Below are 21223 nucleotides of genomic sequence, written 5' to 3'. Positions count from 1 at the left end.
TCGATCCAGCATGCCGTATCCAGGCCACAGAATGGTAGACAGCTCAAGCCAAAGCTTGAATCTCACGGCCCCACGCTCTTGGGTTGCGTCAGGATTTAATTGTGTGTGTTCGCTGAACGAGAGATTTCGCTTGCCGCATAGTTGTCGGCCCTGCTCCTTGCCCTGATGGAGGCTATCGAACTCACTCAAAGTCCGCGCGGCTGGTCTCTTCCCGAATGGATTTCAGCACTCTTGCCTGAAGCTCCAGGACATCGCGATCATGCTGAACGCCGGTCGGCCGCGGCCTGACGGCAGGCACCGTAATGCACTCCTTGATACGACCCGGGTTGAGGCCCATGACGAAGATGCGGTCGGATAGATAAACCGCCTCCTCGACATCGTGGGTGACGAAGATCACTGTCAGGCGATGCTCCTGCCAGATCTGCATCAAGAGTTCCTGCATCTGGCCACGGGTCAGCGCATCCAGCGCACCGAAGGGCTCGTCCATCAAAAGCATCTTCGGCCGATAGGACAAAGCGCGCGCTATGGCGACGCGCTGCTTCATGCCGCCGGAAAGCTGGCTCGGAAAGCTGTCGGCAAAGCGCGAAAGCTTCACCAGGTCGAGATGCTGGCGCGCCACTTCGGGAATGTCCTTGGCATCATGCCCGGTCTCGCGCAGCGCGAACTCAACATTCTGCAGCGCGGTCAGCCATGGCAGCAAGGTGTAGGACTGGAAGACGACGCCACGGTCGCGGCCCGGTCCAATGATCGGGTTGCCGTCGATCAGCATCTCGCCTTGCTCATAGTCCTGCAGGCCGGCGATGATCGACAGCAGCGTGCTCTTGCCGCAGCCCGACGCGCCGACCAGCGAAACGAACTCGTTGTCGCCGACTTCGAGGTTGATGTCGTCGAGCACCTTGATCGTCGACCGGCCGTTGGTGAACGATTTTTGCAGATGCGAAATCTTAAGCTTGGGATGCATCTGCATGTCAGGACTTCCTCTCATATTTGAAGAAATGCCGACCGAGGAATCGCATAATCTGGTCCGTCGCCAGGCCCAGTATGCCGAGCACCAGTATGTAGCCGATCGCCATGTCGGTTTGCAGATAGCGCTGGGCAACCGTGATCCGGTACCCAAGCCCGGAATTGGCGGCGACCAGTTCGGCCAGCGTCACCCACGTCCAGGCCCAGCCCAGCGAGATGCGCAGCGTGTCCCATATCTGCGGCATCGCCGACGGCACGACAATGCGCATCAGCACGCGCAAATCGCTCATGCCCAGGGTCCGTCCGAAGCCGATGAAGTCTGTGGGAACACGCTTGATGTTGTCCTTGAACATCAGCGCCTGCTGGAAATAGGTGGCGATCCAGATAATCAGGAACTTCTGGATGTCGCCGGTGCCGCTCCACAGGATGGTCAGCGGCACAAAAGCCACCACCGGCATGTAGCGAACAAAGTCGAGGAACGGCTCGATGGCCGCTTCCCAGAAGCGATAGGCGCCGATCAGGATTGCCGTCGCCAGCGCCATCACCGAAGCAATGAGGAAGCCGACCATGATGCGGTAGACGCTGTTGCCGACATCGCTGGCCAGCGTTCCATCCATTGTCAGCTTTGTAAGCTTGGTGACGACGGCAAAGGGCGAGGGCAGGAAGATCGGCTTGGTCATGCCGAGCCCTGTCGCCAGGAACCACGCCGCGATGAAGAGCAGGAAGGCGCAGACGGCGATGAAGAGATAGGTCGAGCCGGAAATCTCCGCCGCCATGCTGAGCAACGGCTTGCGCTGGGGACGCTGTGTGGTCTGCTTCGGGGCCGCTGTGTCGGTTTGAATGGTCATTGTAAACTCACGGGCCGGTAAAGGGGCTGCTGTTCGATAGGATGCGATCGCGGATTTTCGAAACCGAATTCGCGTGCGCCATGAATCCTTCATAGCGGGCAAAGGTGCGGGCGGCCGGCGCCAGCCGTTCATAGGCTGCTTGCGAAAGATAGGCTATCGACGAGCGTTTCATAAAATCGAACACAGACAGCGGTGATGCCGTGTTGGCCCGCCCGCCCGTCGGTAGGACGTGGCTCGGGCCAAGCACAAAGTTTGCGATCGAGATTGCCGAATGCGGACCGAGCAGGATTTCGCCGGCATTCCTGATCCTCGGCAGCAATTCGAAAGCGGATGTCGACAGCACGGCCAGATGCTCTGCCGCATAGTCGTTGATGAAGTCGAACGCCGCTTCGATCGAAGGCGCCAGCACGATGCCGCCATTCCTGCCGTTCAGCACGGTGCGGGAGAAATCCGCGCGATACTCTCCCATTGCCTCCCAGAACTGTGGCACCGCGGCGGCGATGGCTTCCGCCAGTGCTCGGTCGGTGGTGACGGCAAAGGCTGACGAGTCTGGTCCATGTTCCGATTCAACTGTCAGCTCCAGTGCGGCAAGCGCGGCGGGGACCGAACTGTCGGCATAGACCAACAATTCGCTCGGGCCGGCCGGGCTGCCCGGATCGATCCGGTTCGACAGAAGCTGGCGCGCCGCGCTGACCCACGGACTGCCGGGGCCGACAATCTTTGCGCATTTCGGCACGGTCTGCGTGCCATAGGCGACCGCTGCCACCGCCTGGGCGCCGCCGCAGAGATAGATGTCCTCGACGCCGATCAGCGAAGCGATGAACCGCGTGGCGGCATCGGCCGTGCCGTCCTGTCCTGGCGGTGTCACGATCACCACCCGCGCCACGCCGGCCACCTTGGCGGGGACCGCTGTCATGATCGCGCTCGACGGGAAGAAGCCCTTGCCGCGCGGCACGTAGCAAGCGACGGAATCGATCGACGTCCAGCGGTCGCCGATCAGCGCGCCTTCAGTTGCCTCGCTCAGCCAGAGATTGTCCGGCATCTGTGCCTCATGGAAACGCCTCACCTGCGCCACCGAGAGCCGGATCGCCGCAACGATATCGGGATCGAGCTCGTTTTCGGCACCAGCAATCTGGCTCGCGGACACCTTCAACGCCGTGCGGTCCAGCGTCGCTCCGTCAAATCGTGCGGCAAGCTCGATCAGGGCATCGTCGCCTCTGGTCCGCACGGCGGCGATGATCGGCTCGACCTTGCGGATCGTGTCGGTGAGATCGGCCTCGGTCCGCTCCAGCAGGCGCGTGCGCGCCTCGGACGACATCGTGGCCAGGTCGTGGATTGCTACATCTGACATTCTGTTTCCTTCGTTCTGTGGAAACGCCCCTTCAAGGGGCGACGCGTGCGGCCAGCCAGCCGCCGTCGATATTGAGGATGTGGCCGGTGATGAACTGGGCGTCCGGGCCGCACAGGAACAGGATGCCGCCGGCGACATCTTCTGCCGTGCCGACGCGACGGATCGGCGTGGTTTCGATCATGGCGCGCCGGTACCAGGCGTCCGACGCGATGCGTTCGGCGACGATCGGCGTGTTGATGACGCCGGGCGCCACACCGTTGACGCGGATCCCGTCGGCCGACAGGTCGGCGGCCAACTGGCGCGTCAGTTGCGACAGCGCGCCCTTGGACGCGGCATAGGGGGCGGTGTTGGGAAAACCGACCTCGCCGAACACCGAACAGACATTGACGATAGAGCCGCCCGGCCTCGCCAGATGCGGAAGCATGTCGCGGGTCAGGCGCATCGCAGCGCGCACGTTGATCCCCATGACATGGTCGATCAGCTCGTCACTGCTGTCGCCAAGCGCCTTGGAACCGGCGACGCCGGCATTGTTGATGAGGATATCGATGGTCCCGAACTGTGCCTTTGCAGCCGCGACGATCCGTGCCGGGGCATCGTCATCGGCGAGATCGATCGTCAGTTTCGGTTCCGCGCAGTCGGCCAGATAGTCCGCGTTCCAGTCGACCGAAAGCACCGCCGCGCCTTCGGCTTGCAACCGCTTGGCGGTAGCCAGGCCAATGCCGTTGCCGGCACCGGTCACCACGGCGGCCTTTCCCTGAAATCGCTTTTCCATAGCCAGCTCTTTTCCTGAGTCTCTAGATCGTCTGCCCACCGTCGATCGTGAATTCGGACCCCGTGATGTATTCGCTGCCGGGCGACACCAGGAACGCCACGAGATGGGCGATCTCCCGAGGGCTGGCCAGCCGGTTGAGCGGCACAGAGGCGGTCATTGAAGCCAGGTTCTCGGCGGTGTTCTCGCCAAGCATCGGCGTGTCGACCAGGCCTGGATGCACCGCGTTGACCCGGATGTTGCGGCCGGCGAGCTCGCGCGCCGCGACCTTGCTCATGCCGCGGATCGCCCATTTCGAGGTCGAATAGGCAAAGGCGCCGCTAAAGCCTCTCAAGCCGCCCGTCGAGCAGACGTTGACGATCGAGCCGCCCTGCGCCGGCATCAGCGCGGCGGCGGCGCGCATGCCGAGGAACGTGCCCAGCTGGTTGACGTCGGTGACGGCGTGGAAACCGGCGACGCTTTCTTCCAGGAATGGCACCGGATTGAAGATGGCGGCGTTGTTGACCAGCGCATCGACGTGGCCGAACCGCCGGGCAACCATGTCCGAAATCCTCGCCCAATCGGCTTCATCAGCGACATCGAAGGCGGCCGACAGGATCTGGCCGGCGCCGGTGGCCTGTTCGCTCACGCCGGTGAACGACCGGTCGAGTGCGATCACGGTGGAACCTATCGACGCGAACAGCGTCGCGATCGCCGCGCCGATCCCGCCGGCGGCACCGGTGACGATTGCCGTTTTCATCTGGCCAGCCTGTTGTCGCCGGCATCCGCGGGCAGGGACGGCGAACGCCCCTTGCGCCATTGCCGCACATAGTCCTGGCATGTCGTGAAGCCGGCGCGCTCATGCGAGGCGACATGGCGAATGAATTCCTCGAGCATCAGCAGCCGGTGGCCGCGCCCCATGATCTGCGGATGCATGGTCACCACCATCACGCCGCTGCCGATCCGCTGGTAGAGAAAGTCGAACTCCCCCTTCCAGATCTCCAGCACGCTCGAGGGTGCACGGCCGCCGGGCAGGTAGCCCTTGTCGGTCGCCAGAAACTCGAATTGCGGAAAGTCGTCGAGATGCCAGGCGACAGGCATTTCGACGAGATCGACTGGCAGGCCGAAGCGGAATTCTTCCGACGTCGACCACGCATCGCCGATCCGGCACCAATAGGGCTCGTGGTCGTTGCCCATCATCGAGCTTTCATACTCGAAACCGAATTCGAGCAGCAGTTCGACGGTGGACGGGCTGTTGTCCCAGGCCGGCGAGCGGTACCCGGATGGCCTGATGCCGGCGACCTTGTCCAGCGCCTCCAGGCCTCGCAGCAGGACGGCGCGCTCTTCCTCGCGCGTCAGCAGCACAGGGTTCTCATGAACCCAGCCATGATGGCCGATCTCGTGGCCGCCATCGCGAAAGGCGCGCACGACCGGCGGGAAGGCGAGGGCGGAATGTCCGGGCACGAAGAACGTTGCCGGAATGCCGGCCTGCTCCAGCACATTGAGGATACGGCGTGCGCCGATCGGATCGAACTCACCGCGCGAAAGCATGCTCGGCGACGTCGCCCGATGGCTGCCGATCCATGTCGAATAGCCATCGAAGTCGAACGTCAGCGCCACTTGAACGTCAGGGCTGGTCATGCCTGGGTTTTCTTCCCGCCATCGCATAGGAATAGGCGGGCCGCATTGGCCCGCCTGCCGGTTTCGCAACGCTTACTTCGAATGCGCCACGGTCGAGCCGATGGCCGCGTCGTAGGCGATGTCCTTGTCGATCAGCTTGGCCGCGATCGCCGCCTTGACGATGGCGGGATAGGTGGCGGACTTGAACACGCCGTTGAGCGCCTTCTGGCTTTCGCTGGCCGAGTAATACGACACGCCGTCGAAGGCCGTCGCCAGGTCCGCCGGCTCGGCGCCGACGCCCTTGGCAATGATGGCGCGGCCTTCCTCGGTGTGGGCGCGATAATATTCCAGCGCCTGGTCCCAGCTCTTCAGCATGGCCTGCACTTGGCCCGGCTTCTTCTTCAGCGTCTCTTCCGGCACGGAAAGCACGTCGCTGATCAGGCCGGGCGCCTCGCCGGCCTCGGCCAGCACCTTGATGTTCTTGTCGGCGCCGATGGCTGCCGAGATGTAAGGCTCATAGGTGACGGCCGCCGGTACGGTGCCGGAAATGATCGCGGTGCCGGCGCTTGCCGCCGGCATCGGCAGGACATTGACGTCGTCGATGGTCATGCCGTTCTTCTGCAGCACATAGTTCAGCAGCAGATCGCTGGTCGATCCGCGCTCGAAGGCAACCTGCTTGCCCTTGAGGTCGGCCACGGTCTTGATGTCGCCGTTGACGAGGATGGCATCGGCCTTGGTGCTGGCATCAAGCAGCAGCACGCCCTTGATCGGAATGCCGGCCTGCACCTTGGCCAGCAGTTGCTGGATGGATTCGTTGTCGCCGTCGACCTGTCCGGCGGCAACCGCCGCGCCCATATCCTTGTCCTCGACGAAATTGGTCAGCTCGACGCCTTCCAGGCCATTGGCTTTGAAGAAGCCTTTTTCCTGGGCGATGTACCACATGCCGTAGCCGAGCCAGGGCGATATCGCGAGCTTGAACACGCCCGGTTCAACCGGCAGGTCCTGTGCTTTTGCCGGCTGTGCGGCGAACGGCAGTGCGGTGGAGAGCGCCAACAGGGCGACCGCCCCGGTGAAATGTCTTCTGATGATTCCCATAATCCTGGTCCTTGTTCCCAAAGTGTGATGTTGAACTGTCGCTATGCCGGCGAAAGCGATGGGGCGGCGGGTTGGCTCCCGCTCTGTTGCTGTCGATCCCGGGCCGGCCGGCTCTTTGCCGACGCCAGATGCGTCAGCAAATTCTTGGTGATCCTGCCGACGTCGTTCATGGCGTCGCCGGTCGGCAGAGCGCCGCACCAGGCGACCGAACTCGCGCAAAAGATCAAACCGCCTGAAGGCAGATGGCGAAGCGTCATCTCCGCGCAGCGCCGCGATGCGCGCTCCTCCGCGCCGCCCTCATACCAGCGCGTCGCGTCGTGGACGAAGCTGTCAGGAAAACCGGTTGCGCGCGCAATGACTGTTGTATCGGGGGAGGTGCCAAGATGCGGGTCGGTGGCATCGACCTCGTAGCCGGCCGCGCCGCCCAGCACGATGCCCTCGTCGCCGAAGGCTTCGTTGGCGACGCCGTCGAACAGCCATGCGGCCGAAGGTTGGTGGCTTTCCGGCGTGCGCGTAAAAGGCCGCGCGCGGTCAAAACCCATCAGCGAGATGGCGACGCCGGTCAGCGAGAATTCGCCGCGCCCGCTGGCGCGCAGATGGCCGCCCGGCTGGTTGGTGATCGACAGCGATTGTTCGGCGATCGGTCCGTCCCAGGTGCGGCCTGCCTCGAGCGGCGAACGGCGGAGTTCCATCAGATCATCCTGGAACGCCACCTTGCCGGCAAAGCCATTGCCGCCGAGATAGGCGATGCTACCGCCCGTCGCCGCGAACTGGCGCAGCGCATGCTCCATCTCGACCGACATGTATTCGGGATGGCTGCCGGTGATGACCGCCTGGTAGCCCTGCAGGCCGGCAACGCCGCGCTCATGCAGGTCGCGGTCGGTGATGAGATCGAAGGCGATGCCGTTAGCGTGGCAGAAGCGCAGGAAATGCAGGTCGACCGGCAGATTGTGCGGGCAGCCGCAGAGCGGGTATGTGTAGTCGTCGCGCAGCGTTGCCTTCGGTTTTCTGTAGGAACAGATCGACACGCCGCTGAGATCGCTGTGGTAGTCGTAGAGCGACTTCAGATTGTTATCGATGGCGAAGCGATGGCCGCGATCCTCGCACATCCACTCGTAGAGATGCGCCGGCAGGAATTCATCAGCGTAGGCGAGATAGGTGGCCGTCGGTACCAGGAACAACAGCGGTGCCTGGCGTGCCGTCGAGGTGATGAAGAAGACGATGCGCTCCGCTCCTTCATCATGAACGACCTCGAAGGCATAAACCCCGGCAGAGGCCACGGCGGGGACCTGCAAATGGTACGAAGCGGGCCAATCCAATGCGCCCAGGTCGTCGTCATGGCAATGCACCGCGTCGTAATGCGACGGCACCAGCCGGGGATCGAAACTCGACCCGTCCCAACGGCGCGAAGTCATACAGAATGCCGGCTGGTTGACCGTTTCCAGGAGGAGAACGTCATCTCCACCTGTCGAGCCGATCCGACCGCTTGGCAGCAAAGTGGGGAAGGTCCAGGCGATGCGTCCGGCCGCGGTTTGCAGGGCGATCGCCGAGAACTTGGCATTGAGCGACCTGACATCGTTTGCCGCGCTGGTACCGAAGATCATGTCACCGGACAGCGACCAGGACCGATCGAATTGACGCTGCAGGCGAAACGGCGACAACAGGTCGTCGGAGCCGATGTTCAGGACCGTCCCGCCGCCATCGGATGAAATCTCGACCGTGAGCCAGGTGTTTGCCGGCAGGGTCTCGCCGATTTCCAGCGGCTTGCCGTCATGGCCTGACGTCAGCCGGCCGCCCTGCAACCTAAGTCGCAAATTTCCGCACTCGAAGAGCACGCGAGCGCCGTCATTGCGGGTCAAATAGACCTCGAAGGAAACAGCGCCGATTTCGGTGGCCTTGGCCAGTTCCGATGCCGTGATCCTCAGGAAGGACCCATGGTTGAAGTCGCGATGCGACGCGGCATTTTCTGTCGGTTCGACATCCCAGTCCATGACCGCGGCCGAGGGCGTATCGAGCCGCAAGATCCGCACAGCGCGCACCGGCCGCGACGACGAGACGTGAAGCGCGACAGGCGTACCAGTCGCTGTGTGCCAGGGCACCGTGTAGCCTGAAACGGCCATGGCGTCATGATCGACGGGACGTTTCATCGCGGCGAAAATCCCCGCCCGGATCCCGGCCTGTGTCCGGTCTTCAATGGCAAACTGGACAATTCTCTCGTACCCCTTTCTTTTTTGATTTACACTACGGGCATCGTTTCTTGGGGGTATATACCCCCATCGGGGTATATTGGTGACAAAGTCCGTTTTTGAAGGTCTCGCTCTGGCCATCGACGCGATCGGCAAGCGCGAGTTCTATCCAGCTGTTACCGAGTATCTGCGGCGCTGCCTCAGCTACGACAATGTGATCGTCATCGTTTTCTCGGGCACCGCTGTCCCCACCGTGCTTTACAAGAAGATCTACGGCCCGGATGTGTTTCGCTATCTTGCCGAGCAATATCTGCCGGCGGCCTATCTGCTGGACCCGATCTATCATTTTCATCTGCGACGCGGCGCGCCGGGGCTTTATCGTCTTCTCGACGTGGCACCGGACCAGTTTCGCCGCAGCCGCTACTTCAAGTGGTATTACGGGCGGATCGGCATCACCGACGAAATCTCGGTCGTGCTGTCGATCGGGGAGAACGCGACCGTCACGATATCCATGGGCAAGGACGGTTCTTCCGGCCAGGCCTTCACGCAAAAAGCCGAGGACTGCCTGCGCTCGCATGAGCCGGCAATCATGTCGCTGCTGCGTGCCCACTGGGTTGCGTCAGAAATCCCGCCTGCGGTCGCTCCGCGTTCGATGCCAATCACCGACAGCCTGATTGCGGCAATACGGAAGCACCACGATGTCCTGTTGAGCAAACGTCAGGCCGAAGTGGCGCTTCTCATTCTGCAGGGCCACTCCTCGCCATCGATCGGTTTAAACCTCGGCGTCAGCCCGCAAACAGTGAAGGTCTTCCGCAAGCAGCTTTACAGCAAATGCAGCCTTTCCTCGCAAGCAGAGCTGTTTGCGCTCATGATGCCGATCCTGGAGGGGGCGACCAGCCAAGGCTCCGGCCGGCAAAACGAACGAGGCGGGTTGTAGAAACTGCATCAGAGCCGTGCCGACCTCATGTCCAGTTGCACTTTCCATGATGACCTTCGCGATCTCCAGAGCATTCCGGTCGCGGGCATTGAGTTTGCACCAATCATTATGGTTTTCCTGGCGGTGACGCTGACTTACTTGTTGGATCTGTCGCTCCTTTTCGGGAGCGCCTGGTGCGTTTTTTCGATAGCCGGCCACGCCTGTTCGATCCCATTTCCCGAAGGATCGAGGGTGCAGCAGGGCTTGCTCTCGCGGCCGTGGCGGTCTGGCAAATCGGGGGTGCCTAAACGGCGCTCATGCGACGCTACGTGCGTCTTTTCGACAGGGACATCAGTGTCCATCCAAGTCCCAAACGCTCCTTCATTCTTTCAACGCGATTGCCGAAGATAGCACGTATCGGAGCATTGATTTTCCAGGAGTTTACCAATCGCATGATCCCTTTGCGCGCAATTGGTGAAACAGTGAACAATTCCAACGGCTCGAATTCAGGCACGAGCAAATCAGCCAATTCTTGCTTGTATACCCAGCGACGCAGCTGGCCGGGTGCAGGCGGAGGGATAGCATTGTATTTTTCGAGAACATGGCGGTTTTGGGTCGCCAACATCAGATACCCGCCCGGCCGCAGATGGGTGGAGAGTTTGCGGATGAAGGCTCTTTGATCGAAGACATGCGATAAAACCTCAAGCGTTATGATGACGTCAAATGCTGGCGTGCCAAAGTCCAGGGCCATGAAGTCACCAGCGATGAATTTCGCCTGGGGCCAACGCATCGCCGCCCGGTTTAGTACTTCGTCAGAAAGATCGGTCGCCGTCACGACACCGTATCGGCCTAGCTTTGGAGCGAGCCACCCGGAACCGCAGCCGACGTCAAGTATATCGAGATTTCTTCGGCCGGTATTTTCAAGCCATCCCAGAATGACTTCAGCTTGACGAGCGCTGACTTCGCTCATCTGGTGCTCACGATTGTCGGCATTCCATCTGTTCCAGAACGATGTCTGAAGGTCGATCGGCGCATCGCCTTCGGAAAAATTGTACGGCGTCGACATAGGCTTTCCTCTGTGCCAGCGACTGGCCTAGACAGGATCTCTGTATCTTCAGAGCATCCAAGCTGGTAGGAACCCTGTCAACATAACTATTTGGATAGTCGCAATGGTGCGCATTGAGCCACGGCCACCACCACAAGCATGAGGGTGAAGCCGTCGGCGTTGTCCGCTCACGCTCTTTGTCATGACCTTCGCGATATCCAGAGGCGTTCCGTTCGCCGGCATTCTTTTTGCCATCACCCTTGATGGTCGGCGTAGCGCTGACGCTGTCTTTGTCGCGCTTCTGTCGCTCCTGTTCCGCGAACGTCTTTCTTCGACGGCAGGCCACGTTCGAAACTGTTTCCCGAGCCATTGAGGGCGCTGCCGACTTGTTGCTTGCCCGCGTGGCGGTTTGATCACGTCGGTCTGAAATGCCGTGACCCAGATCGAGAGGTGGATCAAGACCCATTTACCGAAGGTCAGCCGTGTCTTCGGCGGGGTGGAGAGCTTCGACGCGCATCTGCGTTCCACAATGGAACAGGCGGATAAGTGATCCCGGCGCCGAAGTGGCGCCGGGCGAATTTGCATCGCGCTAGATCATCCGCTTGATGTCGATGTAATCGCCTTCGGTCTGGATCGTCAGCGTCACGTCGCTGTCACCGCGGTTGCGCCAGAACCAGCCGTGGTTCCCGTCGAAAGCAGCTTCCAGCACACCTTCGCCGGAAGGGACGCTGCGGCCCTTTTCGTAGCGGACAGATTGTCCGCCTCCATCGCCATGGGCGTCGAAGTTGACGACGCCACCGTCCACGCTCCAGGCGAAGTTCGCCTTGGCGCCTTGCCGCATCACAAGTTTGACCTCAATGCCCTGACCCGGTGTAAGTGTGAAGGACATTTCATCTCGCCTTCCGATGGTCGGGGCCGGAGCTTCCGCAGGGACTTCGGCGACCTGCGGGGCCGCACTCGGATCGATTGGCACGGCTTCGGCAAGAGCAATTTCGCCGACTGTCACATCGTCTTGCGCCGCAGGACTTGCCGTTTGCGACGGTGACAAGGCAGGCCGCTCGGCGGTCAAACCAACGAGAAGATTTTCAATGCGGTCCATGCGCGCAATTAGTTCTTCCGGTGCGGCAGTTTTCGGCAGGCTCGCTGCTGTGGCCTTCCCGCTGCTGGTTTCATCCACGGCCGCCTCGGCCGCCAATTGGGTCTTGATTTCGCCCATCTCGGTGAGGCCCAGGAACCGTCCGACACCGGTCGGATCGATCGCATACTCGGACGGCATGACGACCGTGATGAGCAAGGCGAATGCCGTCAGCGCGGCAATCATGGTGGAGCGCTTGAGCTGCGCTGACGTCGGCAAATCGGCGCGGCTGGGAAGGTCGGTGTTGTACATGGTTTCGGTTCCTTATGCTGCGACGAACAGGCCGGTGAGCTGATATCCGATCAGCAGGAAACCGGCCGTCATCATGATGACGTTTGCGGTATAAGCGTGGCGCCAGAAGCTTCGTGTCCCACGCCAATAGCCCATCACGATCAGGATGGCGCCAAGAGCCATGAGTTGGCCGATCTCGACGCCGACATTGAAGGCGAGCAGGTTGGGCACCAGGCCGTCCGGCGAGATGTTGTATTCGATGATCTTCGTCGACAGGCCGAAACCATGGAAGAAGCCGAAGACCAGCGTCGCGATCTTGGTGTTCGGCTGGAAGCCGAGCCATCGCTGGAAAGCGCCCATATTGTCGAGCGCCTTGTAGACCACGGACAGGCCGATGATCGCGTCGATGATGTAGCTGTTGATGCCGACGTTGAAGTAGACGCCAAGCAGCATGGTCGTGGAGTGGCCGAGCGCAAACAGGCTGACATAGATGCCGATATGCTTCATCCGGTAGAGGAAGAAGACCACGCCAAAAAGGAACAGGATGTGGTCGTATCCTGTCACCATGTGCTTGGCGCCGAGATAGATGAAGGGCAGCACGTTGATGCCCGAGATTTCCTGGATGTAGCCCTTGTCGCCGGCAGCGACGGCATGGGCAAAGGATGCTCCGGCGAGCAGCGGCAGGGTCATGAGAGCGATAAGCAGGGGCAGGGTAGGTCGCCAACGCGCGCGGCGCGAGCGTGACTGACCCCGGTCGAAGGATGCTTGCATAAGATTTCCAATCTTCGTCGTTGACGGTGGCCGCGCGAGCGGCCGCGATCATGCGGCGAGGAACGGTCTCGGCGGTCGCTCGAGCCGGAATGTCGTATCCGGATCGACGAAAGTCGTCGGATAGTTCAGCCAGCCCGGTTCGACCTGCGGAACGGTCGGTGCGAAGTCGGCGGGCGTACTCGCCGTCTCGTGCGAGTGGTCTGCCGCATTGTGCCCGTGAAAATGGTCCGAGTTCTGCTCGCCCGAAACGCCATCATCGTGTGCGTGGCCATGACCTTCGATCTGCGCGGCGGCTCCGCCGTGACGTTCAACTGCGGTGGCAATCGCGATTGGATCGTGCGAGGCCGAATAGCCGAAAGGACGCAGCACGCCGAACATCATCGCTAAAGCGATGACCAGACAAAAAACTGTGCTGTGGATTCGATTCGGCATGAACGGCGATTATTCTCTAAAATCCTAACGAATGGTTTTTGCTACATCAGAATCGAGGCCTCTTTGAGACTTGCATATCCCCTCCACGAGGATAGTATCACGCTATGAGCGACCAACCCCACACCCACGAAACCCACCCCGATATCGTCAAGCGCCTGAAACGGGCCGATGGACATCTCAAGGGCGTCATCGACATGATCGAAGCGGGCCGGCCCTGCCTCGACCTCGCCCAGCAGCTCCATGCTGTCGAGAAGGCCATCTCGCAGGCCAAGAAGACCCTGATCCAGGATCATCTCAACCATTGCCTTGAAGATGTCGTCGGGCCCTTGGCGCGCGAGCAGCGCCGTTCGATCGACGAGTTCAAGGACATCACCAAGTACCTGTGAGAAGCGCCATGATGGACAAAGTTCGCGATTGGTTTGGGTTTGGCCCGATGACGCATGGCAGGGGGGGGCACGGACATGATCACGGTGATGGTGGCCATGGCCACACACACGGTGTCATCGATCCGACGATCGCCACGACGACGCGCGGCATATGGGCGATCAAATGGTCATTCGTCGTTCTGGCCATCACGGCAGCGCTTCAGCTCGTGGTGGTGTTCCTCTCCGGCAGCGTGGCGCTGCTGGCCGACACGATCCACAATGTCGGCGACGCGGCCACTGCCATTCCGCTGTGGATCGCCTTCGTGCTGGTCCGCCGCAAACCGAGCAAGACGTTCACCTACGGACTGGGCCGGGTCGAGGATCTGGCCGGGATCGTCATCGTTCTCATCATCCTGTTCAGTGCCATCGTCGCCGGCTACGAGGCGATCGACCGGTTGATCAATCCGCGTCCCATCACGTTTCTTGGCTGGGTCGCCATCGCCGGCCTCGTAGGCTTCATCGGCAATGAAGCGGTCGCCGTATTTCGTATCCGCGTCGGGCGAGAAATCAACAGCGCAGCCCTGATCGCGGACGGCTACCATGCCCGCACCGACGGCTTTACCAGCCTGGCGGTTGTCCTGGGCGCTATCGGCGTCTGGCTGGGCTTTCCGCTTGCCGATCCGATCGTCGGGCTGCTGATCACCGTGGCGATTTTCGCCATCGTCTGGCAGTCGTCGAAAGCCGTGTTGACCCGCATGCTCGACGGCGTCGAGCCCGGCGTCATCGACGAAATCCATCATGCTGCCGAACACGTGTCGGGCATCGGGCGCGTTGAAAGCGTGCAGGCGCGCTGGATCGGACATCGCCTGCATGCCGATGTCGCCATCAGTGTTCCGGAGATGGCGACGGCCAAGGACGTGCTGGGCGTAACCGAAGCCCTCAAGCAGGAGCTGTTCGCCCACTTGCCGGCGTTGGCGGAAGCTAATGTCCGCCTGGTGAGCCCAGCCGGGCTGGCCGTCACTGGCGCGGAAGCCTCTCATGCTCACCATCATGCGCCGGAGCCCTTCAAAGTCGCCTGCGATCTGGCTGAAGGGACGTTGGAAATCGTCGACACGGCGGCCGGCGAGCGGATGCGGCTGACCATAGAACGGCACACCGATGATTTGACAGCGACGGTGATCATCGACCGTCCCAACGGGCCAGAGACGCTTCGCCTCGAATCGGTCGCTGACAACCATCATCGCCTTGAGAGCACGGTTGCTCCGGCCGAGCCGCATGAATTCCAGGCAAGGTTGGTGCTGACCGTGAATGGTCGCGAACAGGTGCTGCCATTCAAGATGGTCGAGCCGGAAGGCCACCACCACTGAGACAGGCGGGCTGTCGCGCTACTTTCCTGGCTCGACGAACCCGAATCCGCTGCAAGAAGGCAAAATATGCTTCAGGTCCTGGCCAATCGCACTTACCGTCATCTCTTCCTGGCCCAGGTGATCGCCCTGATCGGCACTGGTCTTGCCACCGTGGCGCTCGGGCTGCTGGCCTATGATCTTGCCGGCGCCGATGCCGGCGCGGTGCTCGGCACGGCGCTCGCCATCAAGATGATCGCCTATGTCGGTGTGGCGCCTGTCGCCGCTGCGTTCGCAGAGCGCCTGCCACGCCGCACCATGCTGGTTTCGCTCGACCTCGTCCGGGCTGCGGTCGCGGTGTTCCTGCCCTTCGTTACCGAAGTCTGGCAGGTATATCTTCTCATCTTCGTCCTGCAGTCGGCGTCGGCCGGCTTCACTCCGGCCTTCCAGGCCTCTATTCCTGACGTGCTGCCCGAGGAGAAGGACTACACGCGAGCCCTGTCGCTGTCGCGACTGGCCTACGACCTGGAAAGCGTCGTCAGTCCCATGCTGGCGGCGGCGCTGCTTTCCGTCATCAGCTTCCACAGCCTGTTCGCCGGCACGGTTATCGGCTTTCTCGCCTCGGCGGCGCTGGTGGTGTCGGTGGTCCTGCCGAGCCCTAAACCGTCGCAGCCGCGCGGCGTCTACGATCGTACCACGCGCGGATTGCGCATCTATCTGGCGACGCCGCGATTGCGCGGGCTGCTGGCCCTTAACGTTGCCGTCGCGGCGGCAAGCGCGATGGTGATCGTCAACACGGTCGTCCTGGTTCAGGCACAGTTCGGCCTCTCGCAAAGTGACACGGCGCTGGCGCTCGCAGCGTTCGGCGGCGGATCGATGATTGCAGCTCTTGCCCTGCCGCGGCTGCTGGAGAACGTCCCGGACCGGGTTGCGATGCTCTCGGGCGCCGCGATCCTGGTCGTGGGCGTGCTGGTGGGACCTCTCGCCGGCAGCTACTATCTGCTGCTGGCGCTCTGGTTCGTGCTCGGGCTCGGCTATTCGCTGGCGCAGACGCCTTCGGGCCGATTGATCAGGCGTTCCGCCGATGCCGTCGACCGGCCCGCTCTGTTTGCTGCCCAATTCGCGCTTTCGCATGCCTGCTGGTTGATCACGTATCCCATTGCCGGCCGCGTCGGTGCGGCGATGGGATTGCCTTTCACATTCATTCTGCTCGGCATCATTGGCGCCGCTGCCCTGCTTGCCGCGGTCTGGCTCTGGCCGAAACATGATCCCGACGTGCTTGTGCATACGCATGTCGATCTGCCTGAGGACGACCGGCACATCGGCGACGCAGTATGGTCGGAAGCGGGATATGAGCATTCGCATGGCTACGTCGTCGATGATCGGCACCCGAAATGGCCCAAGACAAGCTGAGAACTCAACATGCTTGGCGAGCTCGCCATCTATGGCGGTCTATTTCTGACCGCGTTCGCGGCGGCGACCATCCTGCCGATGCAATCGGAAGCGGCCCTTGCGGGACTGCTTCTGACAGAAAGCTATGCCCCGACTCCGCTCATCGCCTCCGCAAGCGCCGGCAATGTGCTCGGCTCGATCGTGAACTGGTGGCTCGGCCGGGGCGTCGATCGCTTTCGCGACCGCAAATGGTTCCCGGTGAAGCCCTCCGCGCTGACGCGCGCGACGCGATGGTATCAGCGCTATGGAAGGTGGTCGCTGCTGTTGAGCTGGTTGCCTCTCGTCGGCGATCCACTGACGGTTGTGGCGGGAGCGCTGCGAGAGCCATTCTGGAGCTTCCTTGCGATCGTCACGATCGCGAAGGTCGGCCGCTATCTCGCGCTGGCGGCAATGACGCTGAGCTGGATTTAGCCCTTATCGGGGCCCGCGCCCGCATGGCGACATTACGCGACGGGGCGCATTTCCTTTGCCAAACGGAGCGCTGCGCGCCAAACTGAATCACCATATATGTCTATACAAATGGAGATGCATGTGTACAATCACACCAATCAAAAAATGGGGAACTGACATGATTACTCTCGACCGCCGCAATTTCCTTGTTTCCAGCGCTGGCCTTGCGTTCGCCGCCGCGCTGCCAGGCGCCGCCTTTTCCGAAACCAACGACACGCTGAAGATTGCCATCGCCGCGGAGACCGGCGATCTCGATTTGCTGCAGAACGTTTCGACGCTGAGCACCTACACCATCGTCTTCGATGCGCTGATCCATTATGGCCAGAATGGCGCGCTGGAGCCGGGGCTTGCCACCAAATGGACCCTTGCCGACGATCAACTTTCGATCGCCTTCGATCTGCGTGAAGGCGTGACCTTCAGCGACGGCACGCCCTTCGATTCCACCGCAGCCGAATGGAATCTCAAGCGCTGGTTGGGGGTGAGCGACTTCTCCTGGATCGGCATCTCCGACGCGTTCGACAGCATCGTCACCGACGGACCGAACAAGCTGACGGTCAAGCTGAAGCGGCCGGTGCCGGCGGCACTCCTCGAACTCACAATCGTGCGGCCTGTCCGTTTCCTGTCGCCCAAGGCAGTCGACAAGGATGGCAAGCAGACTGCGCCGATCGGAACCGGTCCATGGATCGTCGAAAAATACGATTCGAGCGGCACCAGCCTCGTTCGCAACGATAAATACTGGGGGGAGAAGCCGCTTTTCAGCCGCATGGAATTGAAGGTGGTTCCCGATGAACTCGCTCGCGCCAATGGTCTGCGCTCAGGCGACCTCGATGTCATCGGTGGCGACTGGGTGGCGACGCTGTCGCCGCGCCGCGCCCGTGCGCTGGAAAGCGACGGCATGAAGGTCGTGGCCGAGCCGGGCACCGCGACGATGCTGCTCGGCTATTCGCCGAAATCGAAGATCATCGCCGACAAGGCCGTCCGTGACGCCATCTATGCGTCGGTCGACCGGGCGGCGATCGCCAAGGTCCTGTTCGAGGGCTTTGCCGACCCGGCCGCCGATCTGTTCCCGGCGAACGTGCCTTCGTCGGGCAAGCGGCATGACGTGCCGGTGCGCGACGTGGCGGCGGCCAAGAAGATCCTCGCAGATGGCGGCTGGGCCGACAGCGGCGGCGCCTGGACCAAGGCCGGCTCTCCTCTGACCATCGACTTTCTGGTTTCCGAAGAGTCTCTGCCGGGATCGCGGCGCATCGCCGAGATGATCCAGGGCCAGTTGTCCGAGGTCGGTTTCCAGGTCCAGGTCTCTTCTGTCGATAACGCCACCATGCATGAACGGCGTCCGGCCTTCGACTATGATCTCGCTTTCTTCACCACCTATGGCGCTCCCTATGACCCTCACGGAACCCTTGGCAACGCCTTCGTCTCGACGGCGGACAGCGGGCCCGACGGCAAGATCTATGTCTCCGACGCGCTCGATGGCGTGGTCAAGGCTGCGCTTGACGCGACTGGCGCCGAACGCGACCTGAAGATGCAGGCCCTCTACGATTGGCTGCACGACAACACCGCCATCTGCCCGCTTGTCGTCAGCCAGCGGCTGTGGGCTCACAATCCGCGCGCAGAGAACTTCTCGCTTCCGGCGACCGACTACGACTTGCCGTTCAAGGCGATCACCCTAAAGGCTTGAAGACTTCGAGTCCGAGTGAGGCCTGACGATGAAACGCACGATCCTGCGACGGATGCTGCTTGCCTGCCTTTTGATCCTGGCGGCATCCGCGCTGACATTCGCCCTGGTTGCGGCGGCTCCGGGCAATGTTGCGGCGCTGATTGCCGAGCGCGCGGCAGGTCCCGGCGCGGACGCCCAAATGATCGCCAAGATCGGCAACGAGCTCGGGCTCTACGACCCGTTGCCGATCCGCTACGGACGCTGGCTTTCCGGCGCGTTGGCCGGCGATTTCGGCATCTCACTGCGAACGGGAAAGCCGATCTCGTCGGAGTTTGCCGCCCGCATCCCGATGACGGCGGCTCTGCTTGCCGGCGGCGGCGTTCTCGCCTTCATTTTCTCGATCACGCTTGGCATTGCCGGGGCCGTCAGCAATGGCGGCTTCATGGACAGGTTTCTGCACGCATTTTCGCTGATCGGCGCATCGAGCCCCAACTTCTTCGTGGCGGCGCTGCTGGTGATCGTGTTTTCGGTCATGCTCGGCTGGGTGCCCACCTTCGGCACGAGCGGCTTCACCTCGTGGCTTCTGCCATGGGTGACGATCGCGCTGTTCCCAGCCTCCGTTCTGAGCCGTGTCGTTCGGGTCAACCTCCAGGAAGCGATGTCGCGGCCGTTTGCGACCACGGGCTTCGCAAAGGGCTATACCAGAACGCAGGTGCTGCTGCGCGAGGCGCTGCCCAACATCGCCATTCCGTTCCTGACGACATTCGGCGCGCAATTCACGCTGATGATCATCGGATCGATCGTCGTCGAGACGGTATTTGCATTGCGCGGCGTCGGTGCCTTTTTCATCGAGGCGATACGCTTCCGCGACTTCATCGGCATGCAGTCGGTGCTGCTGCTGTTTGTCGTCTTCTTCGTCATGGTCAATTTCATCGTCGACATGATTTGCATCGTCGCGGATCCGCGAATGCGCCGGGCGCGGGGAGCATGAGCCGATGAACATTTCCGCAATCAGGCACATCAAGGACTGGCCGTGGCTGGTGCTGCTCCCCGTCATCGGCTTTGTGCTGGTAGGCATCTTCGCTCCTGCGATCATGCCTTATGATCCAAGCGCACAGGACTATTCGGCGACACTGGAGGGCATGAGCTGGAGCCACTGGCTGGGCACCGACTATCTCGGCCGAGACGTCTTCAGCCGCATCGTTGGTGGCGCCCGCATTTCCCTGGTGGCGATGGTGATCGTGCTTGTCGCCGCGCTGGCGATCGGGGTCACGATCGGCTCCTTCGCCGGCTATGTCGGCGGCCGTGTCGAGCTCGTCCTTATCAGCATCATCGATATTGCGCTGGCACTTCCGAGCTTGGTGATCGCGCTGGCGTTGATCGGCATTCTGGGCAACGGCTACTGGTCGATGATCACGGCGCTCACCTTGGCGTGGTGGGCGAACTATGCCCGCATGAGCCGCGCCGTCGTCACCGCCGAGCTGCAGCAGCCCTATATCGAGGCGGCCCGCGTGATGGGCGCCGGCCATCTCTGGATTTTTGTCCGCCATATACTGCCGCACGTGCTTGCTCTCGTCGTCGTCTACGCAAGCGCCGACGCAGGCGCGCTTGTGCTGGCCATCGCCACGCTCAGCTTTCTCGGACTTGGCGTCGCGCCGCCGACACCGGAATGGGGCCAAATGCTCGTCGACGGCATGAGTTACATCGAGGAGGTGCCGCGCCTCGTCGTGCTGCCCGGGCTGGCGCTGACACTGGTCGTGGTCAGCTTCAACCTTCTGGGCGAAGCCTTCGCATTGCAAAAGGTGCCGCGGCCGGTCCGCGGCGCGACATTGCGCAAGCGCCGTAACGCGCGTGCTCGCGAAGAAGCGGAGCGCAACGCCGTCGAAACGGGAACGACTTCAGCATGAGCGACGGTCAGCCGATCTATTCGATCGAAGATTTGGTCATCGACCTCTACGCCACCACCGTTTCGGTGCGGGCGGTGGACGGGGTGTCGTTCAACGTCCGTCCCGGAGAAACGGTCGCGGTCGTCGGCGAAAGCGGTTCGGGAAAGACCGTCATGACCCTAGGGCCGCTTGGCCTGCTGCCCGAGGGCGTGACCGTGGACATGAAAGGGTCAGCGCGAGCCGACGGAAGCGAACTGCTCAGCATCGGTTCCCGGCAATTGTCGGACCTGCGCGGGCGCTATTTCGGCGTGATCTTCCAGGACCCGATGAGCGCGCTGAACCCGATGCTGAAAATCGGCCCGCAGCTGGCACGCCAGGCGCGCCGTTTCGCCGGCCTGTCGCATGAGGCAGCGCGCAAGGAAGCGGTCTCGCTTCTGGCGCGCTCCGGCATCCCGGACCCCGAGGATCGCTATAACCGCTATCCACACGAAATGTCGGGCGGCATGCTGCAACGCGCGATGATCGCGCTGGCGCTTGCGGCCCGGCCGCGCGTGCTGATTGCGGACGAGCCGACGACGGCGCTCGACGCCACCGTCCAAGCGCAAATCCTGGAGCTCATCCGTCAGATCCAGCGCGAGGATGGCATCGCGGTCGTGCTGATCACGCACGATATCGGCGTGGTCGCTTCCGTCGCCGACCGCGTCATCGTCCTTTACGCCGGCCAGG

At 62.0% G+C, this 21223-nt stretch carries 21 protein-coding genes and 1 pseudogene; 10 read left to right on the top strand and 12 right to left on the bottom strand.

Translation table 11 applies throughout. The features are described 5' to 3' along the window. Nucleotides 1-181: 181 nt before the first annotated feature. The 8 genes from NKJ89_RS32710 to NKJ89_RS32675 form a co-directional block, all read right to left on the bottom strand. Nucleotides 182-961: an ABC transporter ATP-binding protein gene (locus NKJ89_RS32710; protein ID WP_352608615.1), complete on the bottom strand. Its 780-nt coding sequence runs from the start codon at nt 959-961 to the stop codon at nt 182-184. Between the two features lie 7 nt (nt 962-968). Beyond that, nucleotides 969-1739 (bottom strand): ABC transporter permease, encoded by a 771-nt coding sequence (locus NKJ89_RS32705; RefSeq protein WP_352608614.1) that lies wholly within the window; start codon nt 1737-1739, stop codon nt 969-971. Nucleotides 1740-1818: 79 nt separating this feature from the next. Next, on the bottom strand, nt 1819-3162 hold the full coding sequence (gene hisD, locus NKJ89_RS32700; RefSeq protein WP_352608606.1) for a histidinol dehydrogenase: 1344 nt from the start codon (nt 3160-3162) through the stop codon (nt 1819-1821). A 31-nt stretch (nt 3163-3193) separates the two neighbouring features. Further along, nucleotides 3194-3934 carry an SDR family NAD(P)-dependent oxidoreductase gene (locus tag NKJ89_RS32695; protein WP_352608604.1) on the bottom strand — a complete coding sequence of 247 codons (741 nt, stop codon included), beginning with the start codon at nt 3932-3934 and terminating at the stop codon, nt 3194-3196. Nucleotides 3935-3956: 22 nt separating this feature from the next. Continuing rightward, the gene (locus NKJ89_RS32690; protein WP_352608603.1) at nt 3957-4670 is read right to left on the bottom strand and encodes an SDR family NAD(P)-dependent oxidoreductase; all 714 of its coding nucleotides are present in this window, start codon (nt 4668-4670) and stop codon (nt 3957-3959) included. Further along, nucleotides 4667-5551, bottom strand: coding sequence for a polysaccharide deacetylase family protein (locus NKJ89_RS32685; protein ID WP_352608601.1), 885 nt, complete (start codon nt 5549-5551; stop codon nt 4667-4669). The genes NKJ89_RS32690 and NKJ89_RS32685 overlap by 4 nt, the downstream gene beginning before the upstream one ends. 72 nt (nt 5552-5623) lie before the next feature. Continuing rightward, a complete protein-coding gene (locus tag NKJ89_RS32680; RefSeq protein WP_352608600.1) occupies nt 5624-6625 on the bottom strand; it encodes an ABC transporter substrate-binding protein in 1002 nt (333 codons plus the stop codon). 41 nt (nt 6626-6666) lie between these two features. Next, the gene (locus tag NKJ89_RS32675; protein WP_352608598.1) at nt 6667-8772 is read right to left on the bottom strand and encodes a N,N-dimethylformamidase beta subunit family domain-containing protein; all 2106 of its coding nucleotides are present in this window, start codon (nt 8770-8772) and stop codon (nt 6667-6669) included. Between the two features lie 142 nt (nt 8773-8914). Here NKJ89_RS32675 and NKJ89_RS32670 point away from each other — a divergent pair, with 142 nt between their 5' ends. Next, nucleotides 8915-9748, top strand: coding sequence for a helix-turn-helix transcriptional regulator (locus NKJ89_RS32670; RefSeq protein WP_352608596.1), 834 nt, complete (start codon nt 8915-8917; stop codon nt 9746-9748). 304 nt (nt 9749-10052) lie between these two features. Here NKJ89_RS32670 and NKJ89_RS32665 read toward each other — a convergent pair whose 3' ends face one another. Beyond that, nucleotides 10053-10793 carry a class I SAM-dependent methyltransferase gene (locus NKJ89_RS32665; RefSeq protein WP_352608595.1) on the bottom strand — a complete coding sequence of 247 codons (741 nt, stop codon included), beginning with the start codon at nt 10791-10793 and terminating at the stop codon, nt 10053-10055. 160 nt (nt 10794-10953) lie between these two features. On the opposite strand from NKJ89_RS32665, the pseudogene NKJ89_RS35880 reads away from it, so the two are divergent. Continuing rightward, nucleotides 10954-11062: pseudogene (locus tag NKJ89_RS35880) on the top strand (ABC transporter permease); the annotation flags it as partial. Nucleotides 11063-11361: 299 nt separating this feature from the next. Here NKJ89_RS35880 and NKJ89_RS32660 read toward each other — a convergent pair. From NKJ89_RS32660 to NKJ89_RS32650, 3 genes are all read right to left on the bottom strand, one after another. Beyond that, a complete protein-coding gene (locus tag NKJ89_RS32660) occupies nt 11362-12159 on the bottom strand; it encodes a hypothetical protein (RefSeq protein ID WP_352608594.1) in 798 nt (265 codons plus the stop codon). A 12-nt stretch (nt 12160-12171) separates the two neighbouring features. Continuing rightward, on the bottom strand, nt 12172-12828 hold the full coding sequence (locus NKJ89_RS32655) for a HupE/UreJ family protein (RefSeq protein WP_352608593.1): 657 nt from the start codon (nt 12826-12828) through the stop codon (nt 12172-12174). A 129-nt stretch (nt 12829-12957) separates the two neighbouring features. Beyond that, nucleotides 12958-13341 carry a hypothetical protein gene (locus tag NKJ89_RS32650; RefSeq protein WP_352608592.1) on the bottom strand — a complete coding sequence of 128 codons (384 nt, stop codon included), beginning with the start codon at nt 13339-13341 and terminating at the stop codon, nt 12958-12960. Between the two features lie 104 nt (nt 13342-13445). On the opposite strand from NKJ89_RS32650, the gene NKJ89_RS32645 reads away from it, so the two are divergent. The 8 genes from NKJ89_RS32645 to NKJ89_RS32610 form a co-directional block, all read left to right on the top strand. Next, the gene (locus NKJ89_RS32645) at nt 13446-13727 is read left to right on the top strand and encodes a metal-sensing transcriptional repressor (protein WP_352608591.1); all 282 of its coding nucleotides are present in this window, start codon (nt 13446-13448) and stop codon (nt 13725-13727) included. An 8-nt stretch (nt 13728-13735) separates the two neighbouring features. Continuing rightward, the gene (locus NKJ89_RS32640; protein WP_352608590.1) at nt 13736-15073 is read left to right on the top strand and encodes a cation diffusion facilitator family transporter; all 1338 of its coding nucleotides are present in this window, start codon (nt 13736-13738) and stop codon (nt 15071-15073) included. Between the two features lie 66 nt (nt 15074-15139). Continuing rightward, nucleotides 15140-16462: an MFS transporter gene (locus tag NKJ89_RS32635; protein WP_352608589.1), complete on the top strand. Its 1323-nt coding sequence runs from the start codon at nt 15140-15142 to the stop codon at nt 16460-16462. A gap of 9 nt (nt 16463-16471) precedes the next feature. After that, nucleotides 16472-16912, top strand: coding sequence for a YqaA family protein (locus NKJ89_RS32630; RefSeq protein WP_352608588.1), 441 nt, complete (start codon nt 16472-16474; stop codon nt 16910-16912). 157 nt (nt 16913-17069) lie between these two features. After that, on the top strand, nt 17070-18632 hold the full coding sequence (locus tag NKJ89_RS32625) for an ABC transporter substrate-binding protein (protein WP_352608587.1): 1563 nt from the start codon (nt 17070-17072) through the stop codon (nt 18630-18632). Nucleotides 18633-18660: 28 nt separating this feature from the next. Further along, on the top strand, nt 18661-19602 hold the full coding sequence (locus NKJ89_RS32620; protein ID WP_352608586.1) for an ABC transporter permease: 942 nt from the start codon (nt 18661-18663) through the stop codon (nt 19600-19602). A gap of 4 nt (nt 19603-19606) precedes the next feature. Continuing rightward, the gene (locus NKJ89_RS32615) at nt 19607-20518 is read left to right on the top strand and encodes an ABC transporter permease (RefSeq protein ID WP_352608585.1); all 912 of its coding nucleotides are present in this window, start codon (nt 19607-19609) and stop codon (nt 20516-20518) included. Further along, nucleotides 20515-21223 (top strand): ABC transporter ATP-binding protein (locus tag NKJ89_RS32610; protein ID WP_352608584.1); only part of this gene is annotated, 709 nt, incomplete at its 3' end. The genes NKJ89_RS32615 and NKJ89_RS32610, both read left to right, overlap by 4 nt.

The sequence above is a fragment of the Mesorhizobium sp. M0047 genome (assembly GCF_040323315.1).
Lineage (GTDB): Bacteria > Pseudomonadota > Alphaproteobacteria > Rhizobiales > Rhizobiaceae > Mesorhizobium.
Note: the sequence above shows the minus strand (reverse complement) of the source record. Positions and strands in the feature narration are given on the sequence as shown.